Annotated in this window: 25 protein-coding genes; 16 read left to right on the top strand and 9 right to left on the bottom strand. The window is 37.6% G+C overall.

The window, feature by feature from the left end; translation table 11 throughout:
- The first annotated feature begins 1 nt into the window (after window position 1).
- The 8 genes from ABJ974_RS15955 (at window position 2) to ypfJ (ending at window position 8,316) form a co-directional block, all read left to right on the top strand.
- Complete coding sequence (locus ABJ974_RS15955; RefSeq protein WP_419869209.1) at window positions 2–682, top strand: c-type cytochrome; 681 nt, start codon at window positions 2–4, stop codon at window positions 680–682.
- A gap of 8 nt (window positions 683–690) precedes the next feature.
- On the top strand, window positions 691–2,022 hold the full coding sequence (locus ABJ974_RS15960; RefSeq protein WP_419869210.1) for a quinol:cytochrome C oxidoreductase: 1,332 nt from the start codon (window positions 691–693) through the stop codon (window positions 2,020–2,022).
- Window positions 2,023–2,186: 164 nt separating this feature from the next.
- Window positions 2,187–3,380 carry a hypothetical protein gene (locus ABJ974_RS15965; RefSeq protein WP_419869211.1) on the top strand — a complete coding sequence of 398 codons (1,194 nt, stop codon included), beginning with the start codon at window positions 2,187–2,189 and terminating at the stop codon, window positions 3,378–3,380.
- On the top strand, window positions 3,380–3,916 hold the full coding sequence (locus ABJ974_RS15970) for an adenine phosphoribosyltransferase (protein WP_419869212.1): 537 nt from the start codon (window positions 3,380–3,382) through the stop codon (window positions 3,914–3,916). Before ABJ974_RS15965 ends, ABJ974_RS15970 begins: the two co-directional genes overlap by 1 nt.
- A gap of 130 nt (window positions 3,917–4,046) precedes the next feature.
- Window positions 4,047–4,754 (top strand): YfgM family protein, encoded by a 708-nt coding sequence (locus ABJ974_RS15975; protein ID WP_419869213.1) that lies wholly within the window; start codon window positions 4,047–4,049, stop codon window positions 4,752–4,754.
- Window positions 4,755–4,757: 3 nt separating this feature from the next.
- A complete protein-coding gene (ribH, locus tag ABJ974_RS15980) occupies window positions 4,758–5,276 on the top strand; it encodes a 6,7-dimethyl-8-ribityllumazine synthase (RefSeq protein ID WP_419869214.1) in 519 nt (172 codons plus the stop codon).
- 23 nt (window positions 5,277–5,299) lie between these two features.
- Window positions 5,300–7,393, top strand: a complete 2,094-nt coding sequence (locus tag ABJ974_RS15985; RefSeq protein WP_419869215.1) for an LTA synthase family protein — start codon at window positions 5,300–5,302, stop codon at window positions 7,391–7,393.
- 74 nt (window positions 7,394–7,467) lie between these two features.
- Window positions 7,468–8,316, top strand: coding sequence for a KPN_02809 family neutral zinc metallopeptidase (ypfJ, locus tag ABJ974_RS15990; protein WP_419869216.1), 849 nt, complete (start codon window positions 7,468–7,470; stop codon window positions 8,314–8,316).
- Window positions 8,317–8,353: 37 nt separating this feature from the next.
- Here the strand turns inward: ypfJ and ABJ974_RS15995 are convergent, their stop codons facing one another.
- Window positions 8,354–9,202 (bottom strand): GLPGLI family protein, encoded by an 849-nt coding sequence (locus ABJ974_RS15995; RefSeq protein ID WP_419869217.1) that lies wholly within the window; start codon window positions 9,200–9,202, stop codon window positions 8,354–8,356.
- Between the two features lie 9 nt (window positions 9,203–9,211).
- Window positions 9,212–10,141: a GLPGLI family protein gene (locus ABJ974_RS16000; RefSeq protein ID WP_419869218.1), complete on the bottom strand. Its 930-nt coding sequence runs from the start codon at window positions 10,139–10,141 to the stop codon at window positions 9,212–9,214.
- A 197-nt stretch (window positions 10,142–10,338) separates the two neighbouring features.
- Between ABJ974_RS16000 and ABJ974_RS16005 the strand changes: the two genes are divergently transcribed.
- From ABJ974_RS16005 to sufD, 4 genes are all read left to right on the top strand, one after another.
- Entirely contained in the window at window positions 10,339–10,668 is a 330-nt protein-coding gene (locus ABJ974_RS16005; RefSeq protein WP_419869219.1) for a HesB/IscA family protein, read from the top strand.
- A 74-nt stretch (window positions 10,669–10,742) separates the two neighbouring features.
- Window positions 10,743–12,191 (top strand): Fe-S cluster assembly protein SufB, encoded by a 1,449-nt coding sequence (gene sufB / locus ABJ974_RS16010; protein ID WP_419869220.1) that lies wholly within the window; start codon window positions 10,743–10,745, stop codon window positions 12,189–12,191.
- Between the two features lie 119 nt (window positions 12,192–12,310).
- Complete coding sequence (gene sufC / locus ABJ974_RS16015) at window positions 12,311–13,054, top strand: Fe-S cluster assembly ATPase SufC (protein WP_419869221.1); 744 nt, start codon at window positions 12,311–12,313, stop codon at window positions 13,052–13,054.
- A 72-nt stretch (window positions 13,055–13,126) separates the two neighbouring features.
- Window positions 13,127–14,434 carry a Fe-S cluster assembly protein SufD gene (gene sufD / locus ABJ974_RS16020; protein ID WP_419869222.1) on the top strand — a complete coding sequence of 436 codons (1,308 nt, stop codon included), beginning with the start codon at window positions 13,127–13,129 and terminating at the stop codon, window positions 14,432–14,434.
- Between the two features lie 53 nt (window positions 14,435–14,487).
- Here sufD and ABJ974_RS16025 read toward each other — a convergent pair whose 3' ends face one another.
- Together ABJ974_RS16025 and ABJ974_RS16030 are read right to left on the bottom strand one after the other, a co-directional pair.
- Window positions 14,488–15,408: a DUF3078 domain-containing protein gene (locus tag ABJ974_RS16025; RefSeq protein WP_419869223.1), complete on the bottom strand. Its 921-nt coding sequence runs from the start codon at window positions 15,406–15,408 to the stop codon at window positions 14,488–14,490.
- 188 nt (window positions 15,409–15,596) lie between these two features.
- Window positions 15,597–16,520 carry a DUF3078 domain-containing protein gene (locus ABJ974_RS16030; RefSeq protein ID WP_419869224.1) on the bottom strand — a complete coding sequence of 308 codons (924 nt, stop codon included), beginning with the start codon at window positions 16,518–16,520 and terminating at the stop codon, window positions 15,597–15,599.
- A gap of 322 nt (window positions 16,521–16,842) precedes the next feature.
- Between ABJ974_RS16030 and ABJ974_RS16035 the strand changes: the two genes are divergently transcribed.
- The 3 genes from ABJ974_RS16035 (at window position 16,843) to gdhA (ending at window position 20,303) form a co-directional block, all read left to right on the top strand.
- Window positions 16,843–17,610: a rhomboid family intramembrane serine protease gene (locus tag ABJ974_RS16035; RefSeq protein ID WP_419869225.1), complete on the top strand. Its 768-nt coding sequence runs from the start codon at window positions 16,843–16,845 to the stop codon at window positions 17,608–17,610.
- 34 nt (window positions 17,611–17,644) lie between these two features.
- On the top strand, window positions 17,645–18,754 hold the full coding sequence (dprA, locus tag ABJ974_RS16040; RefSeq protein ID WP_419869226.1) for a DNA-processing protein DprA: 1,110 nt from the start codon (window positions 17,645–17,647) through the stop codon (window positions 18,752–18,754).
- 190 nt (window positions 18,755–18,944) lie between these two features.
- Window positions 18,945–20,303 (top strand): NADP-specific glutamate dehydrogenase, encoded by a 1,359-nt coding sequence (gdhA, locus tag ABJ974_RS16045; protein ID WP_419869227.1) that lies wholly within the window; start codon window positions 18,945–18,947, stop codon window positions 20,301–20,303.
- Between the two features lie 128 nt (window positions 20,304–20,431).
- Here gdhA and ABJ974_RS16050 read toward each other — a convergent pair whose 3' ends face one another.
- Window positions 20,432–20,920: a YkgJ family cysteine cluster protein gene (locus ABJ974_RS16050; protein WP_419869228.1), complete on the bottom strand. Its 489-nt coding sequence runs from the start codon at window positions 20,918–20,920 to the stop codon at window positions 20,432–20,434.
- A 93-nt stretch (window positions 20,921–21,013) separates the two neighbouring features.
- On the opposite strand from ABJ974_RS16050, the gene ABJ974_RS16055 reads away from it, so the two are divergent.
- The gene (locus ABJ974_RS16055; RefSeq protein ID WP_419869229.1) at window positions 21,014–21,394 is read left to right on the top strand and encodes a group III truncated hemoglobin; all 381 of its coding nucleotides are present in this window, start codon (window positions 21,014–21,016) and stop codon (window positions 21,392–21,394) included.
- Here ABJ974_RS16055 and ABJ974_RS16060 read toward each other — a convergent pair.
- The 4 genes from ABJ974_RS16060 to ABJ974_RS16075 all read right to left on the bottom strand — a co-directional run bounded on the left by ABJ974_RS16060 (window position 21,391) and on the right by ABJ974_RS16075 (window position 24,891).
- Window positions 21,391–22,461: a calcium:cation antiporter gene (locus tag ABJ974_RS16060; RefSeq protein ID WP_419869230.1), complete on the bottom strand. Its 1,071-nt coding sequence runs from the start codon at window positions 22,459–22,461 to the stop codon at window positions 21,391–21,393. The two genes, ABJ974_RS16055 and ABJ974_RS16060, sit on opposite strands and share 4 nt — an antisense overlap.
- Window positions 22,462–22,526: 65 nt before the next feature.
- Entirely contained in the window at window positions 22,527–22,856 is a 330-nt protein-coding gene (locus ABJ974_RS16065; protein WP_419869231.1) for a DUF6122 family protein, read from the bottom strand.
- Entirely contained in the window at window positions 22,856–23,572 is a 717-nt protein-coding gene (locus ABJ974_RS16070) for a DNA alkylation repair protein (protein ID WP_419869232.1), read from the bottom strand. The genes ABJ974_RS16065 and ABJ974_RS16070 overlap by 1 nt, the downstream gene beginning before the upstream one ends.
- Window positions 23,573–23,607: 35 nt before the next feature.
- Window positions 23,608–24,891 carry a cation:proton antiporter gene (locus tag ABJ974_RS16075; RefSeq protein WP_419869233.1) on the bottom strand — a complete coding sequence of 428 codons (1,284 nt, stop codon included), beginning with the start codon at window positions 24,889–24,891 and terminating at the stop codon, window positions 23,608–23,610.
- Window positions 24,892–24,898: the final 7 nt, after the last annotated feature.

Raw genomic sequence — 24,898 nt, forward strand, 5'->3', positions numbered from 1 at the left:
AATGAAAAAGAATGTACTAAGAATTACAGCAATTTTAGGTTTAACAACAGTTTTACTTAATTCTTGCGGACCAAAAGAAAATGCACCATTAGTATATTTTCCTGATATGTATTTCCCTGTGGCTTACGATCCATTGATGAAAGCTGAGGATGCCTATTCAGATCATGAAAATGAAATTCCTGCCTTTGTAAAAAATAACGGCGCAACCGGACTTTCTCCTGTAGAAGGTACAGTTTCCCAAAATAAAGACGGAATTTTTGAAGAAGGAAAACTACCTAAAAATGTTGATGAGTATAACGCTGGTTATAACGCATCAAAATCAATTACAGTGTCCCCTTTGAATCCTGCTAATGAAGCTAAAGATATAGAGAGAGGAAAAGTATTGTTTGATCACACCTGTGCTGCATGTCACGGTACGGCAGGTGACGGACAAGGATCAATAGTACAGAGTGGAGCCTATTCCGGAGTTCCAAACTATGCTGATAGAGAAATCACAGTAGGATCTGTTCACTATGTACTAACAAACGGTAGAAATGCGATGGGCTCTTACGCAGGACAATTAAACCCTGGAGACAGATGGAGAGTTGCCATGTATGTAATGAGTGCTTTCAAGAAAAATGCAGCACCAGCAGCCGCAGCAGCTACGGAAACAAAAACAGATTCTACCGCAACTAAAAAATAAGAAAAGAAATGTATAGTTTTTCACCAAAATTAAAGTCAACTTCTATAATACTTCTTGTTGTAGGTTTAGTGCTATTCGGTATCGGTTTTTTCCTGAACAAGGGAATCAGTACTGAAAAAATAGAGCACATGATGGAAGCTGTTCATGCTTCAGGTCATGATGCACCTACACACTCCAGTGAACTGGTAGGTCCTCAGGATCATGCCTCACATTTAGAACATGCTGCCATGCAGATTCACAATCAGCCATTAGCATCTATACACTTTGTTGCTGTATTTTTCTTTGGAGTAAGTTGCTGTGTATTATTTTTCTATTGTATTCAGCACGCTGCTCATGCAGGATGGCCAATCATCATTACAAGAGTAATGGAAGCTATTGCTTCTTACATCCCTTGGGGTGGAGCCATTTTAATCATCATTATGATCTTAAACATTACTCATAATGGTCATCTATTCCACTGGATGGATCCTGCCTTAACTGATCCGGCAGATCCTAACTTCGATGTTATCCTATATGAAAAGAGAAAATTCTTAAATATACCTTTCTATGCTATCAGAACAATTATCTATGTGGCAGGAGCTACCTTCTTCGCATGGAAACTGAAAGCAATGTCTAAAAAAGTAGATGAAACCAAATCCAGAGTAGATTATCAAATGCTTTACAGATGGGCTGTTGGTTACATCGCATTCTTCGGGTTTGCTTCAGCAGCTTGGGCATGGGATTGGTTGATGTCTATTGACCCTCACTGGTATTCTACAATGTATATCTGGTATTCTATGGTAAGTTGTTTAGCCAGTGGTATCGCAGTAATCATCCTTTTAAGTGTATATCTTAAGAAAAACGGTTTCTTACCACAGTTCAATGACAATCACTTACACGACTTAGGAGTATTCCTTTTCGCTACAAGTATGCTTTGGACGTATACATGGTTTGCTCAGTTCATGCTTTACTGGTATGCTAATATTCCTGAAGAGGTTAACTATTTCTTCGGAAGATTTGAGCACTACTCCATCACTTTCTTACCTATGCTTATTGTTAACTTCCTATTACCATTATTGGTTTTAGTAAGCAGCAGCATCAAGAGAAATTACAAGGTGGTAACCACTATGGCGGTAATCGTTCTTTTAGGACATATTTTAGATTATTTCAATATGGTAATGCCAGGAACGGTAGGTCCATACTGGAAAACTCCTGAAGTATTACTATTAGTTGTAGGAGCTATTCTATTCGTAGCAGGATTATTCATCTTCACGGTAATGTCCGCATTATCTAAATTGAAGCTTATTCCTACAGGTAACCCTTACCTACATGAATCAGAAATTTATGAATATCCTTTCTAAGGAATCATATTCTCAATAAAAAATAAAAAAGCTGGTCAGTCGATCAGCTTTTTTATTGGAATAAACTCAAAGTGACACTCCCACTACCCCTTTACTTAATAAAATACAAAATAAAAAACTTTAGTATTAAACGTTTTAGTAAATTTGCAGAAACCAGATAAATAATGAAAAAGTTGTCTTTTCTTCTCATGTTCAGCTTATTGCTTTTTACAGCATGTAAAAAGGATCATGTAGATGCAACCAATACGAAAACATTACAGTCTAGTATCAATGACATGGCCTCCAGCCTTTCCACCATTAAGCAAATTAAATTTAATGAAGCTTTGTATATCCTTAAAACCTTTGGAGTGGAAGCGGATGGTGACATCAATGAGCTTAAGGCCCTCGGTCAACTCATCAACGGAAAAAAGGTTCCTGAGATCATGAGCATGGCTGATCAGGTAGCTCAGCAAAATGGTATTGAATGGGCCAGCACTGCCCCTCCGTCATTAGGAGAAATGAATATCTTCGGTGATGAAAAAGCCAAAGAAAGTGATCCTAATGATATAAAAGCCAACTCACTTTCCTTAACAACCAGACCTACAGGTGATGACGGTACAGGGGCTACTGCCATCCAGGTAATTCCAAGATTGGTGGACAATACCGGAAACCCTATCGCCTTTACTGGAGCTGCCCTGGAAACCACATTGGAAGTTTTCAGTAACGGGTCCAAAATATATACTTCGAAAAACTTAATGCAGGATAACAATTTCAGAGGGTTCAACCTCAAATTCTCATCCATACAGGCATCTAAAGTTGTAGATAATAAAATAGACATTACCGTTTCTGTAAAAACGACTCAAAAAACATTCAAAATGTCCAGAATAGGCTTAGATGTAAATCCTAACGCCTTAAAGGTTCCTGCACCTCCTAAAGTAGATTCCACAACGGTAATCCAGGATCCTACAATGGTTGACCCTAATATCCCTGTCAGCCCGTCTTCAACAGACCCTAATGCAACACCTGCAACCCCGGCTGCAGCAACACCTAAGCAACCTGCTGCAGATCCTAAAACAGCCGTTAATAAGTTTTTAAATAATGTAGGTTCTCAAAATCTTAAAGCTGCGTTTGATTCTTCAAACAACCCGTCTTGGGGAAGTTATGAGTCTTTTTCAAATCCTAATTCAGGTTTTGGAGCTGTAAAAAGTCTTAATATTAAAAATATCTCTACAGGAGCTTCCAATGCCAATTCGGCAAGTGTAAATGCTACGTATGATGTAACCGATAAAAACGGAAAAACAACCTCTTTAAAGGTAACTTTCGGATTGAAGAATGTAAACGGCGACTGGAAAATATCCAGCTATAAAATTACTCCCTAATGGCTTCAAAAGAACTTATCAGTAAATTAGAAAATACAATAGAAAATATTTCTGACTTTCCGATACCGGGAATTCAGTTTAAAGATATCTCACCGATCTTCCTTAATCCAAAATTATATGAAGAAGTCATCGAAGATCTGGTAGCCTTTAGCAAAGGAAAAGTAGATGCCGTATGCGGAATAGAAAGCCGCGGATATCTATTTGGAATTGCAGTGGCCGTTGCCCTAGAAGTACCTTTCATACTCATCAGAAAAAAAGGAAAACTTCCTCCCCCTATCATTTCCGAAAAATATGATCTGGAATATGGCAGTGCAGAAATAGAAACGCGTGAAGGACAAATCAAAAAAGGCCAGAGAATTCTTATTCATGATGACTTATTGGCTACGGGCGGAACTACCGAAGCAGCAGCAAAGCTTGTTGAAAAACAGGGAGCCAAAGTAGCTCAATTCAGTTTTCTAATCGGTCTTAAAGGGCTTAAAGGAGAAGATAAGCTTAAAAGCTTTAATGCGGAAGTATATTCCTTACTGGAATATTAATTAACACTTGAAATTTCCCTGTTTGCAGGATATAATCAGCATCAGGAACAAAAAACTTTATGATTCAATGCAAAGTATTTTGTAAATCACTCAGAAACAATTAAATTTGCATTTCAATTTTTAAAAATATATGGCAAAATTGGGTAAGAATGCTCATAAAGAGCAAGAAGGTAAGGAAACGGTGGAATTTTTTAAAGATCTTGACAGAGAAGCTTTAAACACTGAAAGATTCCTTGAAAAATATTCAAAACCATTAGGTATTATCTTTGGTTTATTGATATTGGGAGTTTTAGGTTTCTTCGCTTATCAGCAATTTATTGTTGCTCCAAAAAATGAAGAGGCAGTAAAAGGCTTTTTAGCTGCACAAAAAAATCTTTCTGAAGGAAAGGATAAAGAAGCATTGGGAGGAAAATCTGCTGCCAACCCTGGATTTTTAGGAACTTACAATGAATATTCTTCAACTAAGATCGGTAAGCTTTCCGCTTATAATGCAGGATTATTGAAATTTAAAGAAGGAAAATTCCAGGAGGCCTATGATCTGTTAGATAAATTTTCTACGGATAATAAAACCCTCATGGCATTAAAATACGGAGCTATGGCAGACGCCAAATCAGGATTGAACAAAAATGACGAAGCACTTTCTCTTCTTGATAAAGCGACTTCTGCTTCAGATGATCCTTACACTTCCTATTATTTCACAAGAAAAGCAGGGATCCTAGCATTAGGCTTAAAGAAAAAAGCTGAAGCTAAAAAATACTTCTCCGCTATTGATGAAAAATATCAGGACTACGATAACGGAATGTCCGATTCTTATATTGAAATGACTAAATACTTTTAAAAAATGGCAACAGTTAATCTTTCCGATTACAAGCCACTTAACATAACGAATGCCGAGGATTTTTCTATCGGCATTGTTTTTTCTGAGTGGAATGACTTTGTAACTTTAAATCTTCGTGACGGTGCTCTTGAAACATTAAAAAAAGAAGGAGTTAAAGAAGAAAACATTAAACTTTTTCCGGTTCCGGGTGCTTTCGAGCTTAGCTATGCCAGTATGCAGCTTTGTAAAGAAAGAAAATATGATGCTGTAATTGCTATCGGCTGTGTGATCCGTGGAGAAACTTCCCACTTTGATTATGTATGCTCTGCCGTAGCGCAGGGAATTAAAGATTGTAATATCCTTACCGATACCCCTACTATTTTCTGTGTACTTACTGATGACACCAAAGAACAGTCTATTGCAAGAAGTGGCGGAGCTTTAGGAAATAAAGGAATTGAAGCAGCAGCAACCGCATTACAGATGATCGACTTTAAAAAGAGCCTGACCGGCAAAAAAGGAAATATAGGCTTCGGAAGTTCCTAGAATAAACATTGAAATTAGCACATATGTTTTCAAAAAAAATTAAACCATTCCTATACCTTGGAATATTCTATCTCATCATTTCATTACTGCTGAGAATAGTCTTTTTTTTCCATCCTATTACAACAGCAGATTTTGGATTTTTTGAGATTATAAAAGTAATAGCGGGCGGTATCATAAATGATATCCTGGTTTTCACAATAGCCAGCTCATTTTTAGCTTTATATTTTCTTTTCTTATCTGATTCCAAATACAACAAGCCTTACGGTTATATCATATTTGGACTCATGCTTCTGTTGTTTTTCTACATCCTCCTAATTCCTAATAACATATTCAAACAATATGGAGGCTCTGTAACTGATATTGCATTATCATTTGTAGGATTAAAAGCATTTTTATTCGGTTTAATGCTCTTTTTGCCGGCATATCGCAAAAAAATAAGAAGTGTCTTATATTTCGTTACGCTCTTTATCTACGTTCTGGTTATTGTTTTCAATGCCGTAAGCGAATACTTTTTTTACAATGAATTCGGGCTCCGCTATAATTTCATAGCAGTAGATTACCTTATTTATACGAATGAAGTGATTGGTAACATAATAGAGAGCTACCCGGTGATTCCTCTTTTTTCAGCCATTCTGATTATCAGCATTGCCATAACGTGGTATATTTATAAAAAAACAAAAAGTGAGCTGGAAGAATTACCGGATATTAAACAAAAATTTTTACTGCTGGGTACATTCGTACTGATGGTGGCATTAAGTATTCTCATCATTCCTTCAATGATGAAGATAAAATCTCAAAATGTTTTTGCAGAAGAAATACAGGCTAACGGACTTCCTAAATTCTATTGGGCTTTTACCCATAATGAACTCGATTATTTCCAGTTTTATTCAACGATAGATCAGAAAAAAGCGGAAGACCTGTTTTTAAGTCAATATCCTCAGCCTACACTCAAAAGAAATATTATTTCTGATCAGCCCGAGCTTAAAAAGAATGTTGTCCTGATCTCCATTGAAAGTCTGTCAGCGGATTTTATGACTCATTACGGAAATACTCAAAACATTACCCCCTTCCTTGATAGCCTGGCGGACCGTTCTTTAATGTTCACCAATCTTTATGCTACAGGAAACAGAACTGTGCGGGGACTGGAAGCATTAACCTTATGTATTCCGCCTACCGCTGGAGAAAGTATCATAAAACGGGAAATCTCTAATAAAAATAAATTCACTACCGGAAGTGTTTTCAAATCCAAAGGCTATGATGTTAAATACCTGTATGGCGGTTATAGCTATTTCGACAATATGAAAGATTTCTTTGGTGGAAACGGCTATGATATCATAGATAGAAATAATTTTACACCCCAGGAGATTACCTTTGCCAATGTGTGGGGAGTTGCTGATGAAGATATGGCTAAAAAAGCAATTCAGGTAATGAATGCTGAGGCCAGATCCGGAAAGCCTTTCTTTAATCACTGGATGACGGTTTCCAATCACAGGCCGTTTACTTATCCTGATGGAAGAATTGATATCCCGGGCAATGCAAAATCCAGGGAAGGAGGAGTAAAATATACCGACTATGCCATCAGAAAATTCTTTGAAATGGCAAAAAAACAGGACTGGTATAAAAATACGGTGTTCGTAATTGCGGCTGATCATTGTGCTTCCAGTGCCGGTGATACGGAATTACCAATGGATAAATACCGGATTCCGGCCATGATATTTTCCGAAGGATTTATACAACCTCAAAAGTTCAATAAGCTGATGTCCCAGATTGATATTATGCCTACCTTATTTGGATTATTGAATTTCAATTATCAGTCTAAATTTTTAGGACAGGATGCTCTTAAGGAGAATTTTCAGCCTAAAGCTTATATCGCAACCTATCAGGATCTGGGATTTGTAAAAGATGACAGACTGACGATTATATCCCCTGTAAGAAACGTAAAACAGTATACTCTTCAGCAAAATAAAAGCAGTCTTGCTCCGGAATTTAATATTTACTACACCGAGGTCCTGCTGAAAGATAAACAAAGAGATCAAAACCTTGTGGAACAGACTGTATCAGCTTTTCAGTCAACTTCTTACTGGCTTAAAACCAATCAGCTGAATCTTTCCCATTAGAAATACTGAAAAGTAATTATTTAGCAACAAAACATACTTATAAAATTTTTAACTTTACTCATAAATTACTTATTATGAAATGGACAGAAGATAGAGGAGGAAATGTAGAAGACAGACGGGGCCTTGGAGGAGGAGCAGTTGTAGGAGGAGGTCTTGGCACGTTAATTATTGCTGCTATCATTTTCTTTTTGGGAGGAAATCCTTCCAGCATCCTGAATTCCAGTACATCATCTCAAAACTATACGGAAAAACGTGAATTATCAGAGAATGATAAGAAAATCGGAGAAATGGTAGATATGATGGGTAAATGGAATATTATAACCTGGGAACAGATTTTCAGGGAAAACGGAATGAATTACGTGAAGCCTACAATAGTTCTATTTGAAAATACAACTCAATCCGGATGCGGAGTGGCTGAATCTTCAATGGGACCTTTCTATTGTCCTGCAGATCAAACGGTTTATATGGACATGAGCTTTTTCAATGAACTCCAGCAGAGATTTGGTGCTAAAGTTACAGAATTTACCATAGCTTACGTATTAGCCCATGAAGTGGGACATCACGTACAAACTTTATTGGGAACCACTCAAAAGGTAGATGCCCTGAGAAGAAGCGGACGATACTCGGAAGCGGATATGAACCGTGTTTCCGTTGCTACGGAATTACAGGCAGACTTTTATGCAGGAGTTTGGGCCAAGCGTACGGATAGCAGAGAAGGAATTTTGGAGCCGGGAGATATTGAATCTGCCATCAGTGCTGCAGAAGCAGTAGGAGATGATAATATCCAAAGAAGAGCCCAGGGATATGTAAATCAGGAAAGTTTTACCCACGGATCTTCCGCCCAGCGTAAAGAATGGTTTATGAAGGGGTACAATACAGGAGATATACGACAGGGCGATACATTTAATCAGCTTCTGAAATAATAAATAAAAAAAAGAGTCCTTATCAGGACTCTTTTTTTTATTGTAATTCAATAGGATTATTATTGGTTTTAGTCTCTTCTTTCAATCTTTCCTCCATTCGTTTTCTCATCTCAGCCTGATTAGCTCCGCCACCAGGCCCTCCGGGTCCTCCATCACCACCCCTTCTAGGAGGTTGCGGCGCTCCCTGTGTCATAAACGAAACCGGATCCTTTCGGAACTTTTCCTGTTGTTTTACATAATCTTTTCTTTTCACTTTAATTATATTTCCAGGGCCCCTTTGGGTTATATTCGGCAGCTCGGCAATCTTGTAGTTCTTCATTAAGTCGAAAGAATAATCTCCTTTGCTATCCTCTACTTTAACAATCAAGCCCGGAAGCCCACTAAACTTATAAGGTCCGTCCTGATAAGGAAGGTCGGTCGTAAACCATGCAGTCCATTTTCTTCCGGCGAAATCCGTTTCTGCCTTCTGCACCTTATATTCTCCTATCGTTGTCGTTTCCGAAAGAATTTTCCAGTTTAAGGGTCTGTCTTCTTCATACAAATAGGTATCTCTGCCCAATCTGTCTTTATAAGCAGTGGTAAGAGCCTTTTTGTCTTTTTCAACTGTATAATTAATATTTGACTTTAGGCTTTCCATTTGTGACCTGACACTTTTAGGACCCCCTCCGCTTTGAACAGCTTTAGACATAACAGAATCTCTCTTTATTCTATTTTCAGCATAAAAAAGAGATTTTTCAGGTGAAATATCCAGGTAAGCATTTTCTGTTTTTATATCATTTCTATTCGTAGAATCCAGCTTCATAGTCACCTGATACACAAACCTGTTGGTTTGGGCGAACATATTTTGCATGACTAGCATTAAAGCAATAATACCGATCTTTTTCATGTATATTTTTTATTTTAGTTCAATTGGGTTTTGATTTCCTGTATGCAGAAGACTCGAAGTAGAAATACCTGTGGATAAGGAACCGATATCACTACCCATGTTTCCCGGTGGCATTCCTCCTCCCGGATGGCTACCGCTTCCTCCGCGCATTCCACCACCACGGCCACCTCCCGGCGGCATCATTCCTCTCTCATTTCCTGTAATGGATTTTTTATTTTTCCCGAACTCCAGTTCCAGAGCTGCTTTATCTCCATTAAATTCAACACGGGTGCTTTGTTTCGCATTAGGATTTATCTGTTCTTCAAAGGCATTGGGAATATTGATTTTTTTAACCAGATCAAATTTATAATCTCCCTTATCATCTTCCAGCTTCACTATAAGTCCGGGAAGCCCGGCAAATTTGTAAGGTCCGTCAGAAACATTTATATCCTTAGTAAACCATGCAGTCCACATTCTTCCTCCGAAATTTACAACAGCTTTTTGAGCCGGATATCCGTTCTGCGTTTCCATTTCATTGGTTATTTTCCAATTCAGGGGCCTGTCTTCCTGATAAAAAATTTGCCTGCTGGCTACTCTATCGTAATAATAAACTTTTTTTTCTGCAATATCTTTAGTAATAAAGTATTCAAAAAAGGTGGGCTCTATTTTTTTCATTCCCGTTTTTGGAAAATCCTCCTTTGCTCTTTTTTTACTCTTATTATTTTCTAACGCTTCTTCAGCCTTAAAAAAAGCGGTCTGCAACGAGTCTTTTAATAGCTTACTTTCACTGATGAATAAAGACTTGTTTCCTTTAATATCCAAAAAAGTAATTTCATTTTTCAGATCAACAAGGTTGATCGAATCCGGATTGACGGATGTTTCATAGACATACCGTATGGTCTGCCCATACGCCGCATTTACAAAAAGTAACACCAAAAGTCCCAATAATCTTTTTTTCATATATTTAATAGATAAAAAATCCTCATCAAAGTTAAATTAAAAAGGGGCTCAATTATTTCTCATAAAAAAGAATTTATATAAATTTTAACAATGGTAACCACCCCATTATGTAAAATAGTTAAAATAGATACCATCAATTTGAGATTGCGGAAATTAGTTCGTATTTTTGCAACATTAAATCATTCTAAATAAATACAATGATAAAGGTTTCGGATCAAGCAAAGGCAAAAGCAATTCAGTTGATGACTGAAGAAGGCTTCAACCCTGCTGAAGACTATATAAGAGTAGGGGTGAAAAGTGGAGGATGTTCTGGTTTGGAGTATGTTTTAAAGTTTGATAACCAAAAGACAGAAACTGATCAAATTTTTGAAGACAATAACATTAAAATTGTTGTAGATAAAAAATCGATTCTCTATTTAGCAGGGACTATCCTTGAATATTCAGGGGGATTAAATGGGAAAGGATTTGTTTTTAATAATCCTAATGCCTCCAGAACATGTGGTTGTGGAGAAAGTTTTAGTTTATAGACATTGATGTCAGAAAGCAGGAATGAGGGCTTCCGGCCTGGTTTCTGAATCTGAATCATGAAATCTAAAAGATAATGAGTAAGTATACAGAAGACGATTTACGCGTCGATTTAGAAAATAAAAAATATGAATTCGGCTGGGAAACCAAAATAGATTATGAGGATTTCCCAATCGGTTTAAACGAAGACATCATCCGTGCTATTTCTGCAAAAAAAGAAGAGCCGGAATGGATGACAGAATGGCGTTTGGAAGCTTTCAGAGTATGGCAGAAGATGACAGAGCCGGATTGGGCCAACATCAAATATGAAAAGCCTGATTTCCAAGCCATCCGCTATTATGCAGCTCCCAAGGTAAAACCTGAGCTCGCAAGCCTGGATGAGGTAGACCCAGAATTACTAAAGACTTTTGAAAAACTGGGTATCAATATCGAGGAACAAAAGAGACTTTCGGGAGTAGCCGTGGATATCGTCATGGACTCTGTTTCCGTAAAGACAACATTTCAGGAAACATTAGCAGAAAAAGGAATTATTTTCTGCTCTATTTCCGAGGCGATTAAAAACCATCCCGATTTAGTAAAAAAATATATCGGTAAAGTGGTTCCGCGAGGAGATAACTTTTATTCGGCCTTGAATTCCGCAGTGTTCTCAGACGGAAGTTTCTGTTATATTCCTAAAGGTGTACGCTGCCCGATGGAACTTTCCACTTATTTCCGGATCAATCAGGCAGGAACAGGACAGTTTGAAAGAACACTTGTGATTGCCGATGAGGGAAGCTACGTTTCTTATCTTGAGGGTTGTACAGCTCCTTCCAGAGATGAAAACCAGCTCCACGCCGCTGTGGTAGAACTCATCGCATTAGATAACGCAGAAATTAAATATTCTACCGTTCAGAACTGGTACCCGGGAAATGAAGAAGGAAAAGGCGGAGTATTCAATTTTGTAACCAAAAGAGGGCTTTGTGAAAAAGGTGCAAAAATCTCCTGGACTCAAGTAGAGACTGGTTCTGCAGTAACCTGGAAATATCCATCATGCATCCTGAAAGGTGATAATTCCATCGGAGAGTTTTATTCCATTGCGGTAACCAATAATCACCAATATGCAGATACAGGAACCAAAATGATCCATATCGGAAAGAATACAAGATCTACCATTATTTCCAAGGGGATTTCAGCAGGGAAATCAAATAACTCCTACAGAGGATTGGTAAAAGTAATGCCATCAGCAAAAGGAGCCAGAAATTTCTCCCAGTGTGACTCCCTGTTAATGGGTAATGAATGTGGAGCCCATACGTTCCCTTACATCGAGATCAAAGATCCGACCGCCCAATTGGAGCACGAAGCCACCACTTCAAAAATCGGAGAAGACCAGATCTTCTATTGTAACCAGAGAGGAATAGATACAGAAAGAGCTATTGCTCTTATTGTAAATGGTTTCAGTAAAGAGGTTTTAAATAAACTTCCTATGGAATTTGCCATTGAAGCTCAAAAGCTTCTTGAAATTTCATTAGAAGGATCGGTAGGATAAATGTAATCAGTCCGGGTATTTTGTTAAAGCAAATAAGGAGAGCTCTCCTATACCGGACAACCAAATAAAAAGAATATAAAGCGGTAATTAACCATTACCAAATTATCATACATAAAACTATGTTAGAAATTAAAAACTTGCACGCCAAAATTGAAGATGGCGCAGAAATTTTAAAAGGTATAAATCTTGAAATAAAACCAGGTGAGGTTCACGCCATTATGGGACCTAATGGAGCGGGAAAATCAACTCTTTCATCTGTAATTGCAGGGAAAGAAGACTATGAAGTGACCGATGGAGAAATCCTGTTCGGAGGTGAAAACATCAATGAAGATGCACCTGAAGAAAGAGCCCATAAAGGAATCTTCCTTTCTTTCCAGTATCCGGTAGAAATTCCCGGGGTATCCGTAACGAATTTTATAAAAGCAGCATTAAATGAAAACAGAAAAGCCAACGGGCTTGAGGAAATGCCTGCTAAAGAAATGCTGGCTTTAATCCGTGAAAAATCTGAAAAACTGGGTATTAAAAAAGATTTTCTTTCCCGATCACTGAACGAAGGATTCTCCGGTGGTGAAAAGAAAAGAAATGAAATCTTCCAGATGCTTATGCTTAATCCTAAGCTGGCCATTCTGGATGAAACAGATTCGGGATTGGATATCGATGCGTTAAGAATCGTGGCAGACGGGGTAAATCATTTTAAAAATGCAGGAAATGCCGTTCTTTTAATCACTCACTACCAAAGGCTGCTGAATTACATCCAACCGGATTTTGTTCATGTTTTAGCAAATGGAAAGATCATCAAAACAGGTGATAAATCTTTAGCATTGGAACTGGAAGAAAAAGGATACGACTGGCTGCTTAATTAACAGCTGCGTATACCATTTAATCAATTTTAATTATACAACAATAAATAAGGTGTGATAGCCGAAATATCAATAATGGCTTTATACGAACAACTTACAGAAAACCATAACAAATTCCTGGAGGGTCTTCAGCACAGGTTCCTGGACGGAGACAGAAAATCAGCTCTTCAAAAGTTTGAAAAAATCGGTTTTCCAACCAAAAAAGACGAAGAATATAAATATACCAACCTCAAAGAGATCACGGAAAAGAACTATAACTTTTTCCCTAAAGAAGGTCATAATCTTACAAAAGAACAATTTGACCAGCTTCATTTAGGAGAGGAAAACTTTGATTGGATTGTTTTTATCAACGGAAAGCTTCATAAAGAATTTTCAAAAGTTTCTATTGAAAATGTTGAGTTCCTTTCTTTTAATTATGCTTTGAATGATGATAAGCATAAAGAGGTTTTTGATCAATATTTCAATACGCTTACTCCTGAAAATTCAGCTTTCGCTCAATTGAATTTAGCCTATTGCAAATATGGTTTCTTCTTAAAAGTACCTAAGAATGTGGTGATTGAAAAACCGATCCATGTATTCTATCTGTCACAAAATCAAGAAGAAAATACATTTTACAATACAAGAAACTTATTGATCGTAGAAGAAGGGGCTAAGGTAGAGATCATTGAAAGTCATCATAACTTTGATGAAACTTATGTATTTACCAATTCAGTAACTGAAATTTTTACATATCCGAATGCAAAAGCAGACTGGCATAAGCTTCAGAATGATAACGATACTTCCTATCTGGTAGATAGTACTTTCGCAAAACAGGAAAAAGACAGTTTAACGACAGTAAATACATTCTCTTTCGGAGGTAAGCTGGTAAGAAACAACCTGGATTTTATTCATAACGGCCAAAATATCAATTCGTTTATGAACGGAATTACCATTATCGGGAAAGAGCAGCTTGTAGATCACCACACTGCCGTGCACCACAATCAACCGAATTGTGAGAGTTATCAGAATTATAAAGGAATTTATAAAGACAATGCTCACGGAGTTTTCAACGGAAAGGTCTTTGTAGACAAAATAGCTCAAAAAACCAATGCGTATCAGCAAAATAACAATGTATTATTGAGCGAAGGGGCCACTATAGATACCAAGCCTCAATTGGAAATTTTTGCGGACGATGTAAAATGCTCCCACGGTTGTACCGTAGGACAGCTTAATGAGGATGCTTTATTCTATCTACGAGCAAGAGGTATTTCCAAAAAAGAAGCACAGGCTTTATTGCTTTATGCGTTTGCTAATGATGCGATGCAGAATATTGATATCGAACCTTTAAAGGAAAAAATATCAAAGCTGCTGGCTGAGAAACTCAAAGTAGATATTGAATTTTAAATATAAAAAGCACCTCAATGAGGTGCTTTTTTTAGGTATATATTAATCCGGAATTATTTCATCCAGGTTTGATTATCTTTCTTTTCGGAACGTTTAACTCCATTATCGAAATTATAGGCAAGTCCTACTCCCAATGTTTGTTTCAGCTGTGTTCTTTTAATTTGATTATGGTCATACATCAGATCCAGCGTGATATTGGAAGAGATATATTTATTAATTTTCATATTCAGAATTCCACTGTATGAAAGTACCAGTCTTTCGGGATGATCTAAATAGTTGGAAAACACAGACGCAGAGTTCGTTAAATTGATATTCTCCATAATTTTAACCTTATACACTGCCGTTCCCAAAAACCCGAACTGGAATAATGAGGAATCCCCGTCATTTTTAAGCCCGTAACTTCCGGCATATTGTAAATCTTTATCCAACACAAATGTCCATCTGGCATTCGCAGGACGCAGGGTCATTGTAAAATTATCATTAGGTCTGTAAGTAAAACCGGCACCTATATTAAGATATCCCGGCGCCATAAAATTGGAAAGCTTAAGGGCATCAGGATTATTCCCGTCTTCATATCCCGCAGCAAACTGTGTCTGTAAGCTGGCTCCTGCCGATACATACCAGTTTTTAGCTATTTCACGCCCATAATTGGTGGAAAGGTTAATGACATCCTGGGTTTTTCTCGTTCCGGTTCCTTTGGTATTATTCTGTCCGTATCCGAGGATAACAATATTTTCCCATAAATCTTTTCCTTTTTCATAGGTCATATTATAGTTTACCCCGGCAAGCCATCCCACGTTGTTGGCTCCACCACCAACCCAGTTAGAGAATGCTGCCTGATTAAGCATTAAAGTGTGTTGCCCCTGTATGGACCAAGCTTTTGTAGTATCTACCACAGGTGCATCTGTTTTCGTTTCCTGTGCTGCAGCAGTCATTCCCAAAGTAAGGGAAATAAGCAATAATTTTTTCTTCATAAATAGGATTTTTTAATTTGTTTTTATAAATATAATAAAAAACAAATCACAAATATTCGAAATAAAAAAATTTTTTATACAATAAAAAACAAACTTAAAACTACATATAACAACACTTCTTAAAAAAGAAAATAATAAGCTTTACAAATTAATATCTGCAAAGCTCATTTCAATTATATTTTTGGGCTCTATTTTTTTATCCACCATTGACTGTCTTTACGCGAAGAACGTTTTACCCCATTATCCAGGGTATAAGCAAAGCCCACTCCCAAGGTCTGTTTAAGCTGTGTTTTTTGAATTTGATTGTGATCATAAAGCAAATCTACAGTTACATTCGTAGAGATAAACCGGTTTACTTTAAGATTTAAAAGTCCTCCATAGGCCAGCACCAGCCTTTCCGGATGATCCAGGTAATTGGAGAATACAGAAGCGGTATTAGTTAAGGTAACATTATCCATAATTTTCAGCTTGTAGGAAGCAGTTCCAAGGAAACCGAACTGTAACAGGGAACGGTCACCATCCGCTTTCAGTCCATAACTGCCCGCGTACTGAAGTTCTTTATCCAACACAAAAACCCATCGGGCATTGGTAGGGCGTAGTGTAACATTCAGGTTATCATTAGGACGGTAGGTGATCCCCATCCCGACATTTAAATAGCCCGGTGCCATGAAGTTGGATATCTTTTTAGCACTTGGATTATTCCCATCTTCATAACCGGCATAAAATTGCGATTGAAAGCTTGCCCCTAAAGAAAAGTACCAGCTCTTTGAAAACTGTCTCCCGTAGTTGGTAGATATATTAATAACGTCCTGCGTCTTTCTGGTCCCGATTCCTTTGGTATTGTTTTGTCCATAATCGAGAATAATAATATTTTCCCATAAATCCTTATCCTTTTCATAGGTGATATTATAATTCACTCCGGCAAGCCAGCCAACATTATTGGCTCCCCCTCCTACCCAGTTGGAAAAGGCAGCCTGATTAAGCATTAAAGAATGCTTGCCTAAAACCGACCAATGCTTTATCGTATCTGTTACCTGTTCTTTTTTTTCTTCTTCCTGCCCACTTACAAGCATCCCTGTGGAAATAGCAAGAATGAATAAAAACTTCTTCATTATTTAAAGACTTTTCTGCAAAAATAGAAATATAATTTTTTCAATACAAAGACAGAGGAAACAAATAAAATTTCAACCTCATTTCCGAGCTGCGTTTTAAGTATTCTAAAAAATATTTTATTAGGTATATTTCCTGGCTTTACTGCATCTCCCAGCATTTTTATATCCTGAATTAATACCATCATCAGTAATTTGCTTTTACCTAAATGTCAAAACTGTCTCAAAATCATTACTTTTTGTCTTCTTTTTTTATTAAAAAATTAAAACCATCGTCAAATTTTCCGAAATTTATACTTGGCTTTCGATTTGAGATACCATCACCATGCTAAAAAATGTAATTTCCAAAAAAGCAATTATAAATCCATCACTCATGCTTGCTGCCATGTGGTTCGGATATTTCTTACAGCTACACGGCTTTTTTGAAAGTTGTTTTGGAGCAATCATTCCTCTTTTACCTGAGGGCCTTTTAGGGGTAATTACCTCACCTCTTTTACATGGAAATATAGATCACATCATAGGAAACTCTATTCCCATGGCAGTTCTTATGTTCCTGCTGTATCAATTTTACCCTTTAATCGCCAATAAAGTATTTATCATAGGATGGATTGCTACCGGATTTTTAGTATGGCTGCTCCCTCCCATAGATATTCTCACAGGAGAATATATGTATACCTGTACAATAGGAGCCAGTGGAGTGGTCTATGTACTGGCATTTTTTCTTTTCTTCAGCGGTGTTTTCAGATGGAATATGAAGCTTCTCACCATTTCTCTTCTGGTAGTTCTCTATTACGGAAGTTTAATCTGGGGAATGTTTCCTGAAGAACTGTTTTATAATATGCATGAACCCAGCAAGATCTCATGGCAGGCTCACCTTTCAGGAGCTGTCGTAGGGAGCATCATAGCATTCGTATTTAAAGATATAGGAGAAAAAAAGAAAAAATACATCTGGGAATTTCCTAATTATTACAGTGAAAAAGATGATAAACTCTGGCAGGAATATAAAGAAAACCATCCGGAGGATTTTTCTGAACTTCCTTATAAAAAAAGAGAAGATATCTGGGAACACCTGGATGAACTGAGAAGAAAATAATTCTTAATTCGCTACATTTGAAAGAAAAACACAAATGTACACCGAAGAACATCTCTATTCCATCGCATTGCGGCAATGCCTGCAAATCGGTGATATCAATTTTTCCAAACTTCTCAAAACGTTCGGAAATGCAAAAAACACTTGGTTCCAGGCTAAAAAAGAATATCAGAAAGTAGATGGAATAGGCTATAAAACCGTAATGGATATTGGAAATCCTGAGCATCTAAAATTTGCAGAACAGGAACTCAAGTTCTGTGAGAACCATCAAGTTCAAATCAGTCTCCGGCACCTCGGACAGCTCCCTTACTTGCTGAACGAATGTGATGACGCGCCGTCTATTCTTTACCATAAAGGAAACCTGGATATTTCTCCCCAATATGTAAGTTTAATTGGAACCCGGAATATCACTGTGTATGGGAAAAAGTTCATCCACGATTTCTTCGAAGAAGCTCAAAGTTTCAATTTCTGTTCCGTAAGCGGGCTTGCCTTGGGTACGGACAAAGAAGTTCATGAGCAGTCTATTAACCATAAAACAAAAACTATTGCCGTTCTGGCTCATGGCTTTACAACCCTCTATCCTCCCAGGAATAAAAAGCTGTCTGAAAAGATCCTTGAGGAAGGAGGTACGCTGGTCACTGAGTTTAATTCATCCCGAAAGCCCGACAGGGAAAATTTTCTTCAAAGAAACCGGATCATAGCAGGATTTTCGCCTTCTACCATTGTAGTGGAAACGGGCTTTGGAGGAGGCTCAATCAGTACGGCTACCTATGCCAACAACTATAACAGAGATGTCTATGCATTACCGGGAAAGATTACCGACCCTTATAGCCAGGGGTGTAATCATCTCATTTTTCAACATAAAGCCATTGCCATTTCAGGGATAAAAAACCTTATCAATTGTTTAGGATTTAACACTTCTTCTCATCAAATGGAAGAACTTTTCCCTATCCCAACAGAAGACCTACAACTATCTGATAATCAGAATTTAATCTATAAAACCATTTTTCACAATCCTCAGATTTCTTTGGATGATTTATCCCAAAAAATTGACCTTTCCACACACAAAATTTTACCGGTTATTTTGGAATTGGAGCTTTTAGGCAAAATCAGGTCCCTTTCCGGGAGACAATTTGTGGCAATTTAGATTTTAACTATTTCTTAATATTGCATTATTTCAAGCATAATATTTAATTTTTAACAAAATTTGAACATAAATTATTAATTTAATAATATTACGCTCCATTATTGTTAAATTTTCAACAATTATTAAATAAGGTGTTGTGAATCTTGAAAAAAAAATTAAATTTGTTGGCAATAATATTCAACCTTAATATATGGAACAATATAATATTGAGCAGAAGATTCAGGAATTTATTGCAAAAATTGAAGCAAAGAATCCTAATGAGCCGGAATTTTTACAAGCTGTAAAAGAAGTTGCCGTTACTGTAATTCCGTTTATTGCCACGAAGAAGGAATATACCGGAATGAAGCTCCTTGAGAGAATGGCAGAAGCAGAGAGAATTATTATATTCAGAGTTCCTTGGGTTGATGACAAAGGGGAGATCCAGGTAAACAGAGGGTTCAGAATTCAGATGAACTCTGCCATAGGCCCTTACAAAGGAGGAATCCGTTTCCATCCTACCGTTAATTTATCAGTACTTAAATTTTTAGCATTCGAGCAGGTTTTCAAAAACTCTTTAACAACACTTCCTATGGGAGGTGGAAAAGGAGGTTCTGATTTTGATCCTCAGGGAAAATCAGATATGGAAGTGATGCGTTTCTGCCAGGCATTCATGACAGAATTATGCAAACATGTAGGTCCTGAAACAGACGTTCCTGCCGGAGATATCGGTGTGGGAGCAAGAGAGATCGGATATCTTTTCGGACAGTATAAAAAGATCAGAAATGAATTTACCGGAGTTCTTACCGGAAAAGGTCTGGCATACGGAGGTTCATTAATCCGCCCTGAAGCAACCGGATACGGAGTTGTATATTTCGCAGAACAAATGCTAAGAACAATAGGACAGGACCTGAAAGATAAAGTGGTAACTGTTTCCGGTTTTGGAAACGTGGCATGGGGAGTAATCAAGAAGGTGACTGAGCTTGGAGGAAAAGCGGTTACTATTTCCGGTCCCGATGGATATATATATGATAAAGACGGAATCAGCGGTGAAAAGATAGATTATTTACTAGAGCTTAGAGCTTCGGGTAACAACAGAGCGGAAGATTACGTTAAAAAATATCCGTCAGCCCAGTTCTTTGCCGGAAAACGCCCGTGGGAAGTTAAATGTGATGTTGCCATCCCTGCCGCTACCCAGAATGAACTTGATTTGGAAGATGCTAAAATATTAGTGGACAATGGATGCGCGTGTGTAACTGAAGCAGCTAATATGCCTTCCACACTGGAAGCTATCAATTACTTCTTAGACAATAAAGTTCTGTTTTCCCCTGGTAAAGCATCTAATGCCGGAGGTGTTGCTACTTCAGGATTGGAGATGACTCAAAACTCTATCCGTCTCAACTGGACTTCGGAAGAAGTGGACGCAAGATTGAAAGAAATTATGATCGGAATCCATAAAGCATGTAGAGATTACGGAAAAGAAGAAGATGGCTATGTAAACTATGTAAAGGGGGCAAATATAGCAGGTTTCGTAAAGGTAGCCGAAGCTATGTTAGCGCAAGGAGTGGTTTAAAAAATATATAAAGGTTAGATTTATTCTGACCTTTTTTTCTTATACCTGATCCCGGGATAAAGGGATAAAAAGTAAAGTGAAAGAAAAAAGCATTGAGAACTCAATGCTTTTTATTTTTATAAAAATTATTATTTATTCATACGCCTTGACATCTCTTCTACAAACTCAAATGCAGCAGGACAGATGAGCGTATTTTTAATTGTGAGGTTATTGATCTGATAGATCTTCTTCCGGTCCGTATGAGGGTATTCCCTGCATGCTTTAGGTCTTACATCATAGATGGAGCAGGTATTGTCTTCATTTAAAAAAAAGCATGGAAGGTTCTGCAATACCTTATCATTATCCTCATCCACCCTTAAAAACTTTTGCTCGAAATCAGCCGGCTTCATACGAAGATGCTTTGAAATTCTTTCTATGTCTTTTTCCGTGTATAGCGGCCCGGTGGTCTTGCAGCATTGGGCACACTGGAGACAATCTATTTTTTCAAATACTTCTTCATGCACTTCCTGTACTACATAATCCAGATTTTTAGGAGGTTTTTTCTTTAATCCTTCTAAAAATTTTTTATGCTCTTTCTGCTTCTGCTGAGCCTGTTGTTTGTAAAATTCTAAATCCATTTCAATTCTGATGCAAAGATAGAATATTGTTTTTATGAAATTTATCAAATCCGGACCGAAAGAGATTGATACAATTTAATTTAACTTTGAGCTATGAAAACATTAGATTCAAGGCAGGATATTGAAGAGCTGGTAAATTCCTTTTACGAAAAGGTAGTGGAGGATGAAACTATCGGGTTCTTTTTTAATGATATTGTAAAGGTTGACTGGGAAAAACATCTTCCTAAAATGTATTCTTTCTGGGAAACTATTCTTTTTGGACAGATGTCCTATAAGGGAAATCCTATGGGAGCCCATTTTCCTATTAACGAAATAGAAGCTTTGGAAAAAAAGCATTTCGAAAGGTGGCTTGAACTCTGGAAGCAGACCATTGAAGAAAACTTCACAGGAAAAAATGCTGAACTTGCTCTTTATAAGGCCCAAAACATTGCCCAGTTAATGGCTTTTAAAATGGACCTGGCCAGAAAACTTTAAGGTACAATAACAGTGAAAATATAAGCCGCAAGGTTCACCAGAAGAACCGTTCCATATAAAATATTGGTTTTTCCCCTGCTTAAGGACAACATAACGATAAATACAGATAAGGAAAGTAAAATAATGTCCTTCTTATCCAGTCCTAAAACTAAAGGAATATCGTAAAGAATACAAACCACTGACACAGCCGGGATCGTTAACCCTATACTTGCCAATGCAGAGCCCAATGCAAGATTAAGACTGGATTGTATCTGGTTGCTTCTCGCTGCGCGTATAGCTGCCAGACCTTCGGGAAGTAATACTACGGCTGCAATGATAACTCCTACTAATGATTTCGGAGCCCCCAGGCTTTGAACCATATCTTCAATCACTGGTGAAAGACCTTTTGCCATCAATACCACAATAGCAAGACAAACAATTAAAAATCCAAAGCTCACCAATGTCTTAATTAATGAAGGGAGATAATGCTCCACTTCTTTTTCGTCCGGCATAATGAAATAATTTCTATGTCTTACGGTCTGAACCATCAGGAACACTCCATAGATTACCAAACATGCGATAGAAACGAAAGTTAATTGGGATTCATTATAAAAAGGACCGTTTACACTGGAGGTAAAGTTCGGAAGTACCAATGTTAAAACCAGAATGGAAACAATGCTTACCAAATAGGTGGTAGCTGAGGTACGTGCAAAAAACTGTTCGTAATACTTCACCCCTCCCACTAAGATACAGATCCCCAAAATACCATTAAGAATAAGCATTACCGCAGCAAAAACGGTATCTCTGGCCAATGTAATAGCCTGGTCTCCGCCTGCTACCATTAATGATATGATAAGGGCTACCTCAATGATGGTAATACAGAGGGCAAGGATAATAGTTCCAAAAGGTTCCCCTACTTTATGAGCCACCACTTCGGCATGATGGACTGCTGATAATACACTTGAGGTTAGCAGCACACCGGCTATAATCTCATAAACCACACCATTGGCAACTAATCCCGAGAAATAGTAAAGTACTGTCAGGACAGGGAAAACGTACGTATAATGAAAGAATTCTTTTAACTTCATAAGGTGTTTACAAAATACAAAAAATCTATGAGTTTTGCAATATTAAAAGAAAAAACTAATAATACTTAGCAATTCCACAGCTGATAATCCTGAATATCCGTCAGCATATGCAACAATAAACCAATACCGATAATTTTAATATTGCCTTTAAAAAATAGCAGCAAAAAGTAAACCGCAATGGCATAATAAGAATGCAAAAAGTGGAATCCTATGCTATTTCTATTCGGATCAAAGATCGGATTGGCAAATAAATGGTCTAAATCCACCAGCATGGTCCCCAGCATTATAAGATATGCCTTTTTCCAGTCCTTAGGAAAAAAAACAAGTGCTATAAAAACCGGAAAGACCAAATGCAAAAAGTAATGAACCAAGGTTTTCCAAAAAAAGCAATCCATTATATTCTTCCTTTTAAATAATCCTGCCTCATTTCTTCCTCAAGCTTTTCTATTGCGTATCTTAAGCAGGTGCGGGGCATTTCTTTATAATACTGATTAAGATAGGTAATTAATTCCTTTTCATCTTTCTGTCCCATTTCTCTAAGCAGCCAGCCGTTGGCCTTATGCATCAGATCATGCGGATGTTTAAGATTGTAGGTAACAAATTCTTTGGTAAGTTCAAAATATCCTTTTTTCACATAATGCATGGTACCTACTACCGCTATTCTTTTGTGCCACATCTCACCGGATTCAGACAGTTTTCTAAGCAGATCTTCTTTTTGATTTTCAAAAGCATATCTTCCCAGAATTTTATAGCAGCTGGAATCTACCAGATCCCAATTGTTTACATGTGGTAAATGATCGAGATAAAAATCTACCAGATCTTTTTTCAATACCGGATCTTTTGTTTTCTCAAATTTGGAAATCAGCATGAGCAATGCAGTTAATCTATGCTCATGATACCCTGATGATAACAGCTCGCTCAATTCCTGAAGAGAAATTTTAGCATAATATTCTTTTGCCACGGATCTCTGATCGGGAACCTTAACTCCTAAAAAAAGATCTCCTTCTCCATATTCTCCTTTCCCTGTTTTAAAAAACTTAGGAAAGAACGCCGCCTTTTCAGGGATAGAAAGGACGGCTAATGCTTCATGTATTTCTTTAACTGTACTCATCGAAGAACTATGATTATTCTGTTCAGAATTGTTTTTTAATGTACTTCTTCTACGGCAACTTCCTGTTCCTGCTCTTCTTTGGCAATCATTTTAGGGTTTGCCACTTTACCAATAGTAAGCCCCTGAACGATGATTGAAAAGACCACGACACAGTAGGTGATGCTTAAAATTACATTGCTATACTCACCTTTGGGAATGGACATGGCCAGCGCTATGGAAACTCCGCCCCGTATTCCTCCCCATACCAGCACTTTGACGGTCTGCGGGCTGAAACGGGTTTTAAAGGACATGAATTTCGTGGGTCCCCAAATAGAGATAAACCTGGCAATTAAAACCACCACGATAGCCACAATTCCCGGAATGATAAAATGGTTCAGGTCTTTGATCATTAAAAGCTCAAAACCGATGAACAGGAATAATACGGCATTCAGGATTTCATCTATAAGTTCCCAAAATTTAATCAGGTAATCCTGGGTAACGGATTTCATTTTGAATTTAACATTAAAATTACCCATAAAAAGTCCTGCCGCTACCATCGTAAGTGGTCCGGAAATATGAAGTTGTCGGGCGACAAGATATCCTCCCATCACCACAGACAGTGTTACCAATACTGAAATAATATAATCATCTACTTCACGCATCAACCTTGAAGTAACCCAACCGAGAACAACTCCTAATAACAATCCTCCTCCTGCTTCTTCAAGCAATAAAAGAGAGATGTTCTCAAGCCCCAGATCCACTTCTTTTCCGATAGCAAGCTGCAGGATCACAGTGAAAACCACAACTGCCATACCGTCATTGAAAAGAGATTCTCCTGCTACTTTGGTTTCCAGGGATTTGGAAACATTTGCCATCTTTAAGACACTCAGCACCGCCACCGGATCCGTTGGGGAAATGAGCGCTCCGAAAACAAGGCAATAGATCAATGGCAGGTTAACTCCTACCAAAGGCAATAAATAATAAACTCCAAAGCCTACCACGAATGTGGAAATGACCACTCCTGCCGTAGAAAAAATGACCACGGGCCAGAACTGCTCTTTTAAGTCGTTGATATTAATATGGATTCCTCCGGCAAATAAGAGGAAATTAAGCATAGCACCCATCAGTACTTCCGTAAAGTCGATGCTGTTCATTAAATTATGTAGATGCCCGAAAGTCCGGGGTAAAACGGTTTCTCCAAAGGAAACCAGAAAAATGGAAACAATGATCGCAATGACCATAATCCCGATTGTGCTGGGAAGTTTCAGAAATCTGTAATTAAGATACGCGAATATAGAGGCCAAAACTATTAAGGCTGAAAATGAATAATATAATTCCACAAAAAGG

Origin of the sequence: Chryseobacterium sp. CT-SW4 (assembly GCF_048572715.1) — a bacterium.
Taxonomy (GTDB): Bacteria; Bacteroidota; Bacteroidia; order Flavobacteriales; family Weeksellaceae; genus Chryseobacterium.

Excerpts from the sequence above, each read along its gene's own strand:
- ABJ974_RS15955 (WP_419869209.1), top strand. The coding sequence starts at position 2 with ATGAAAAAGAATGTACTAAGAATTACAGCAATTTTAGGTTTAACAACA.
- ABJ974_RS15960 (WP_419869210.1), top strand. The coding sequence starts at position 691 with ATGTATAGTTTTTCACCAAAATTAAAGTCAACTTCTATAATACTTCTT.
- ABJ974_RS15965 (WP_419869211.1), top strand. The coding sequence starts at position 2,187 with ATGAAAAAGTTGTCTTTTCTTCTCATGTTCAGCTTATTGCTTTTTACA.
- ABJ974_RS15970 (WP_419869212.1), top strand. The coding sequence starts at position 3,380 with ATGGCTTCAAAAGAACTTATCAGTAAATTAGAAAATACAATAGAAAAT.
- ABJ974_RS15975 (WP_419869213.1), top strand. The coding sequence starts at position 4,047 with ATGGCAAAATTGGGTAAGAATGCTCATAAAGAGCAAGAAGGTAAGGAA.
- ribH (WP_419869214.1), top strand. The coding sequence starts at position 4,758 with ATGGCAACAGTTAATCTTTCCGATTACAAGCCACTTAACATAACGAAT.
- ABJ974_RS15985 (WP_419869215.1), top strand. The coding sequence starts at position 5,300 with ATGTTTTCAAAAAAAATTAAACCATTCCTATACCTTGGAATATTCTAT.
- ypfJ (WP_419869216.1), top strand. The coding sequence starts at position 7,468 with ATGAAATGGACAGAAGATAGAGGAGGAAATGTAGAAGACAGACGGGGC.
- ABJ974_RS15995 (WP_419869217.1), bottom strand. The coding sequence starts at position 9,202 with ATGAAAAAGATCGGTATTATTGCTTTAATGCTAGTCATGCAAAATATG.
- ABJ974_RS16000 (WP_419869218.1), bottom strand. The coding sequence starts at position 10,141 with ATGAAAAAAAGATTATTGGGACTTTTGGTGTTACTTTTTGTAAATGCG.
- ABJ974_RS16005 (WP_419869219.1), top strand. The coding sequence starts at position 10,339 with ATGATAAAGGTTTCGGATCAAGCAAAGGCAAAAGCAATTCAGTTGATG.
- sufB (WP_419869220.1), top strand. The coding sequence starts at position 10,743 with ATGAGTAAGTATACAGAAGACGATTTACGCGTCGATTTAGAAAATAAA.
- sufC (WP_419869221.1), top strand. The coding sequence starts at position 12,311 with ATGTTAGAAATTAAAAACTTGCACGCCAAAATTGAAGATGGCGCAGAA.
- sufD (WP_419869222.1), top strand. The coding sequence starts at position 13,127 with ATGGCTTTATACGAACAACTTACAGAAAACCATAACAAATTCCTGGAG.
- ABJ974_RS16025 (WP_419869223.1), bottom strand. The coding sequence starts at position 15,408 with ATGAAGAAAAAATTATTGCTTATTTCCCTTACTTTGGGAATGACTGCT.
- ABJ974_RS16030 (WP_419869224.1), bottom strand. The coding sequence starts at position 16,520 with ATGAAGAAGTTTTTATTCATTCTTGCTATTTCCACAGGGATGCTTGTA.
- ABJ974_RS16035 (WP_419869225.1), top strand. The coding sequence starts at position 16,843 with ATGCTAAAAAATGTAATTTCCAAAAAAGCAATTATAAATCCATCACTC.
- dprA (WP_419869226.1), top strand. The coding sequence starts at position 17,645 with ATGTACACCGAAGAACATCTCTATTCCATCGCATTGCGGCAATGCCTG.
- gdhA (WP_419869227.1), top strand. The coding sequence starts at position 18,945 with ATGGAACAATATAATATTGAGCAGAAGATTCAGGAATTTATTGCAAAA.
- ABJ974_RS16050 (WP_419869228.1), bottom strand. The coding sequence starts at position 20,920 with ATGGATTTAGAATTTTACAAACAACAGGCTCAGCAGAAGCAGAAAGAG.
- ABJ974_RS16055 (WP_419869229.1), top strand. The coding sequence starts at position 21,014 with ATGAAAACATTAGATTCAAGGCAGGATATTGAAGAGCTGGTAAATTCC.
- ABJ974_RS16060 (WP_419869230.1), bottom strand. The coding sequence starts at position 22,461 with ATGAAGTTAAAAGAATTCTTTCATTATACGTACGTTTTCCCTGTCCTG.
- ABJ974_RS16065 (WP_419869231.1), bottom strand. The coding sequence starts at position 22,856 with ATGGATTGCTTTTTTTGGAAAACCTTGGTTCATTACTTTTTGCATTTG.
- ABJ974_RS16070 (WP_419869232.1), bottom strand. The coding sequence starts at position 23,572 with ATGAGTACAGTTAAAGAAATACATGAAGCATTAGCCGTCCTTTCTATC.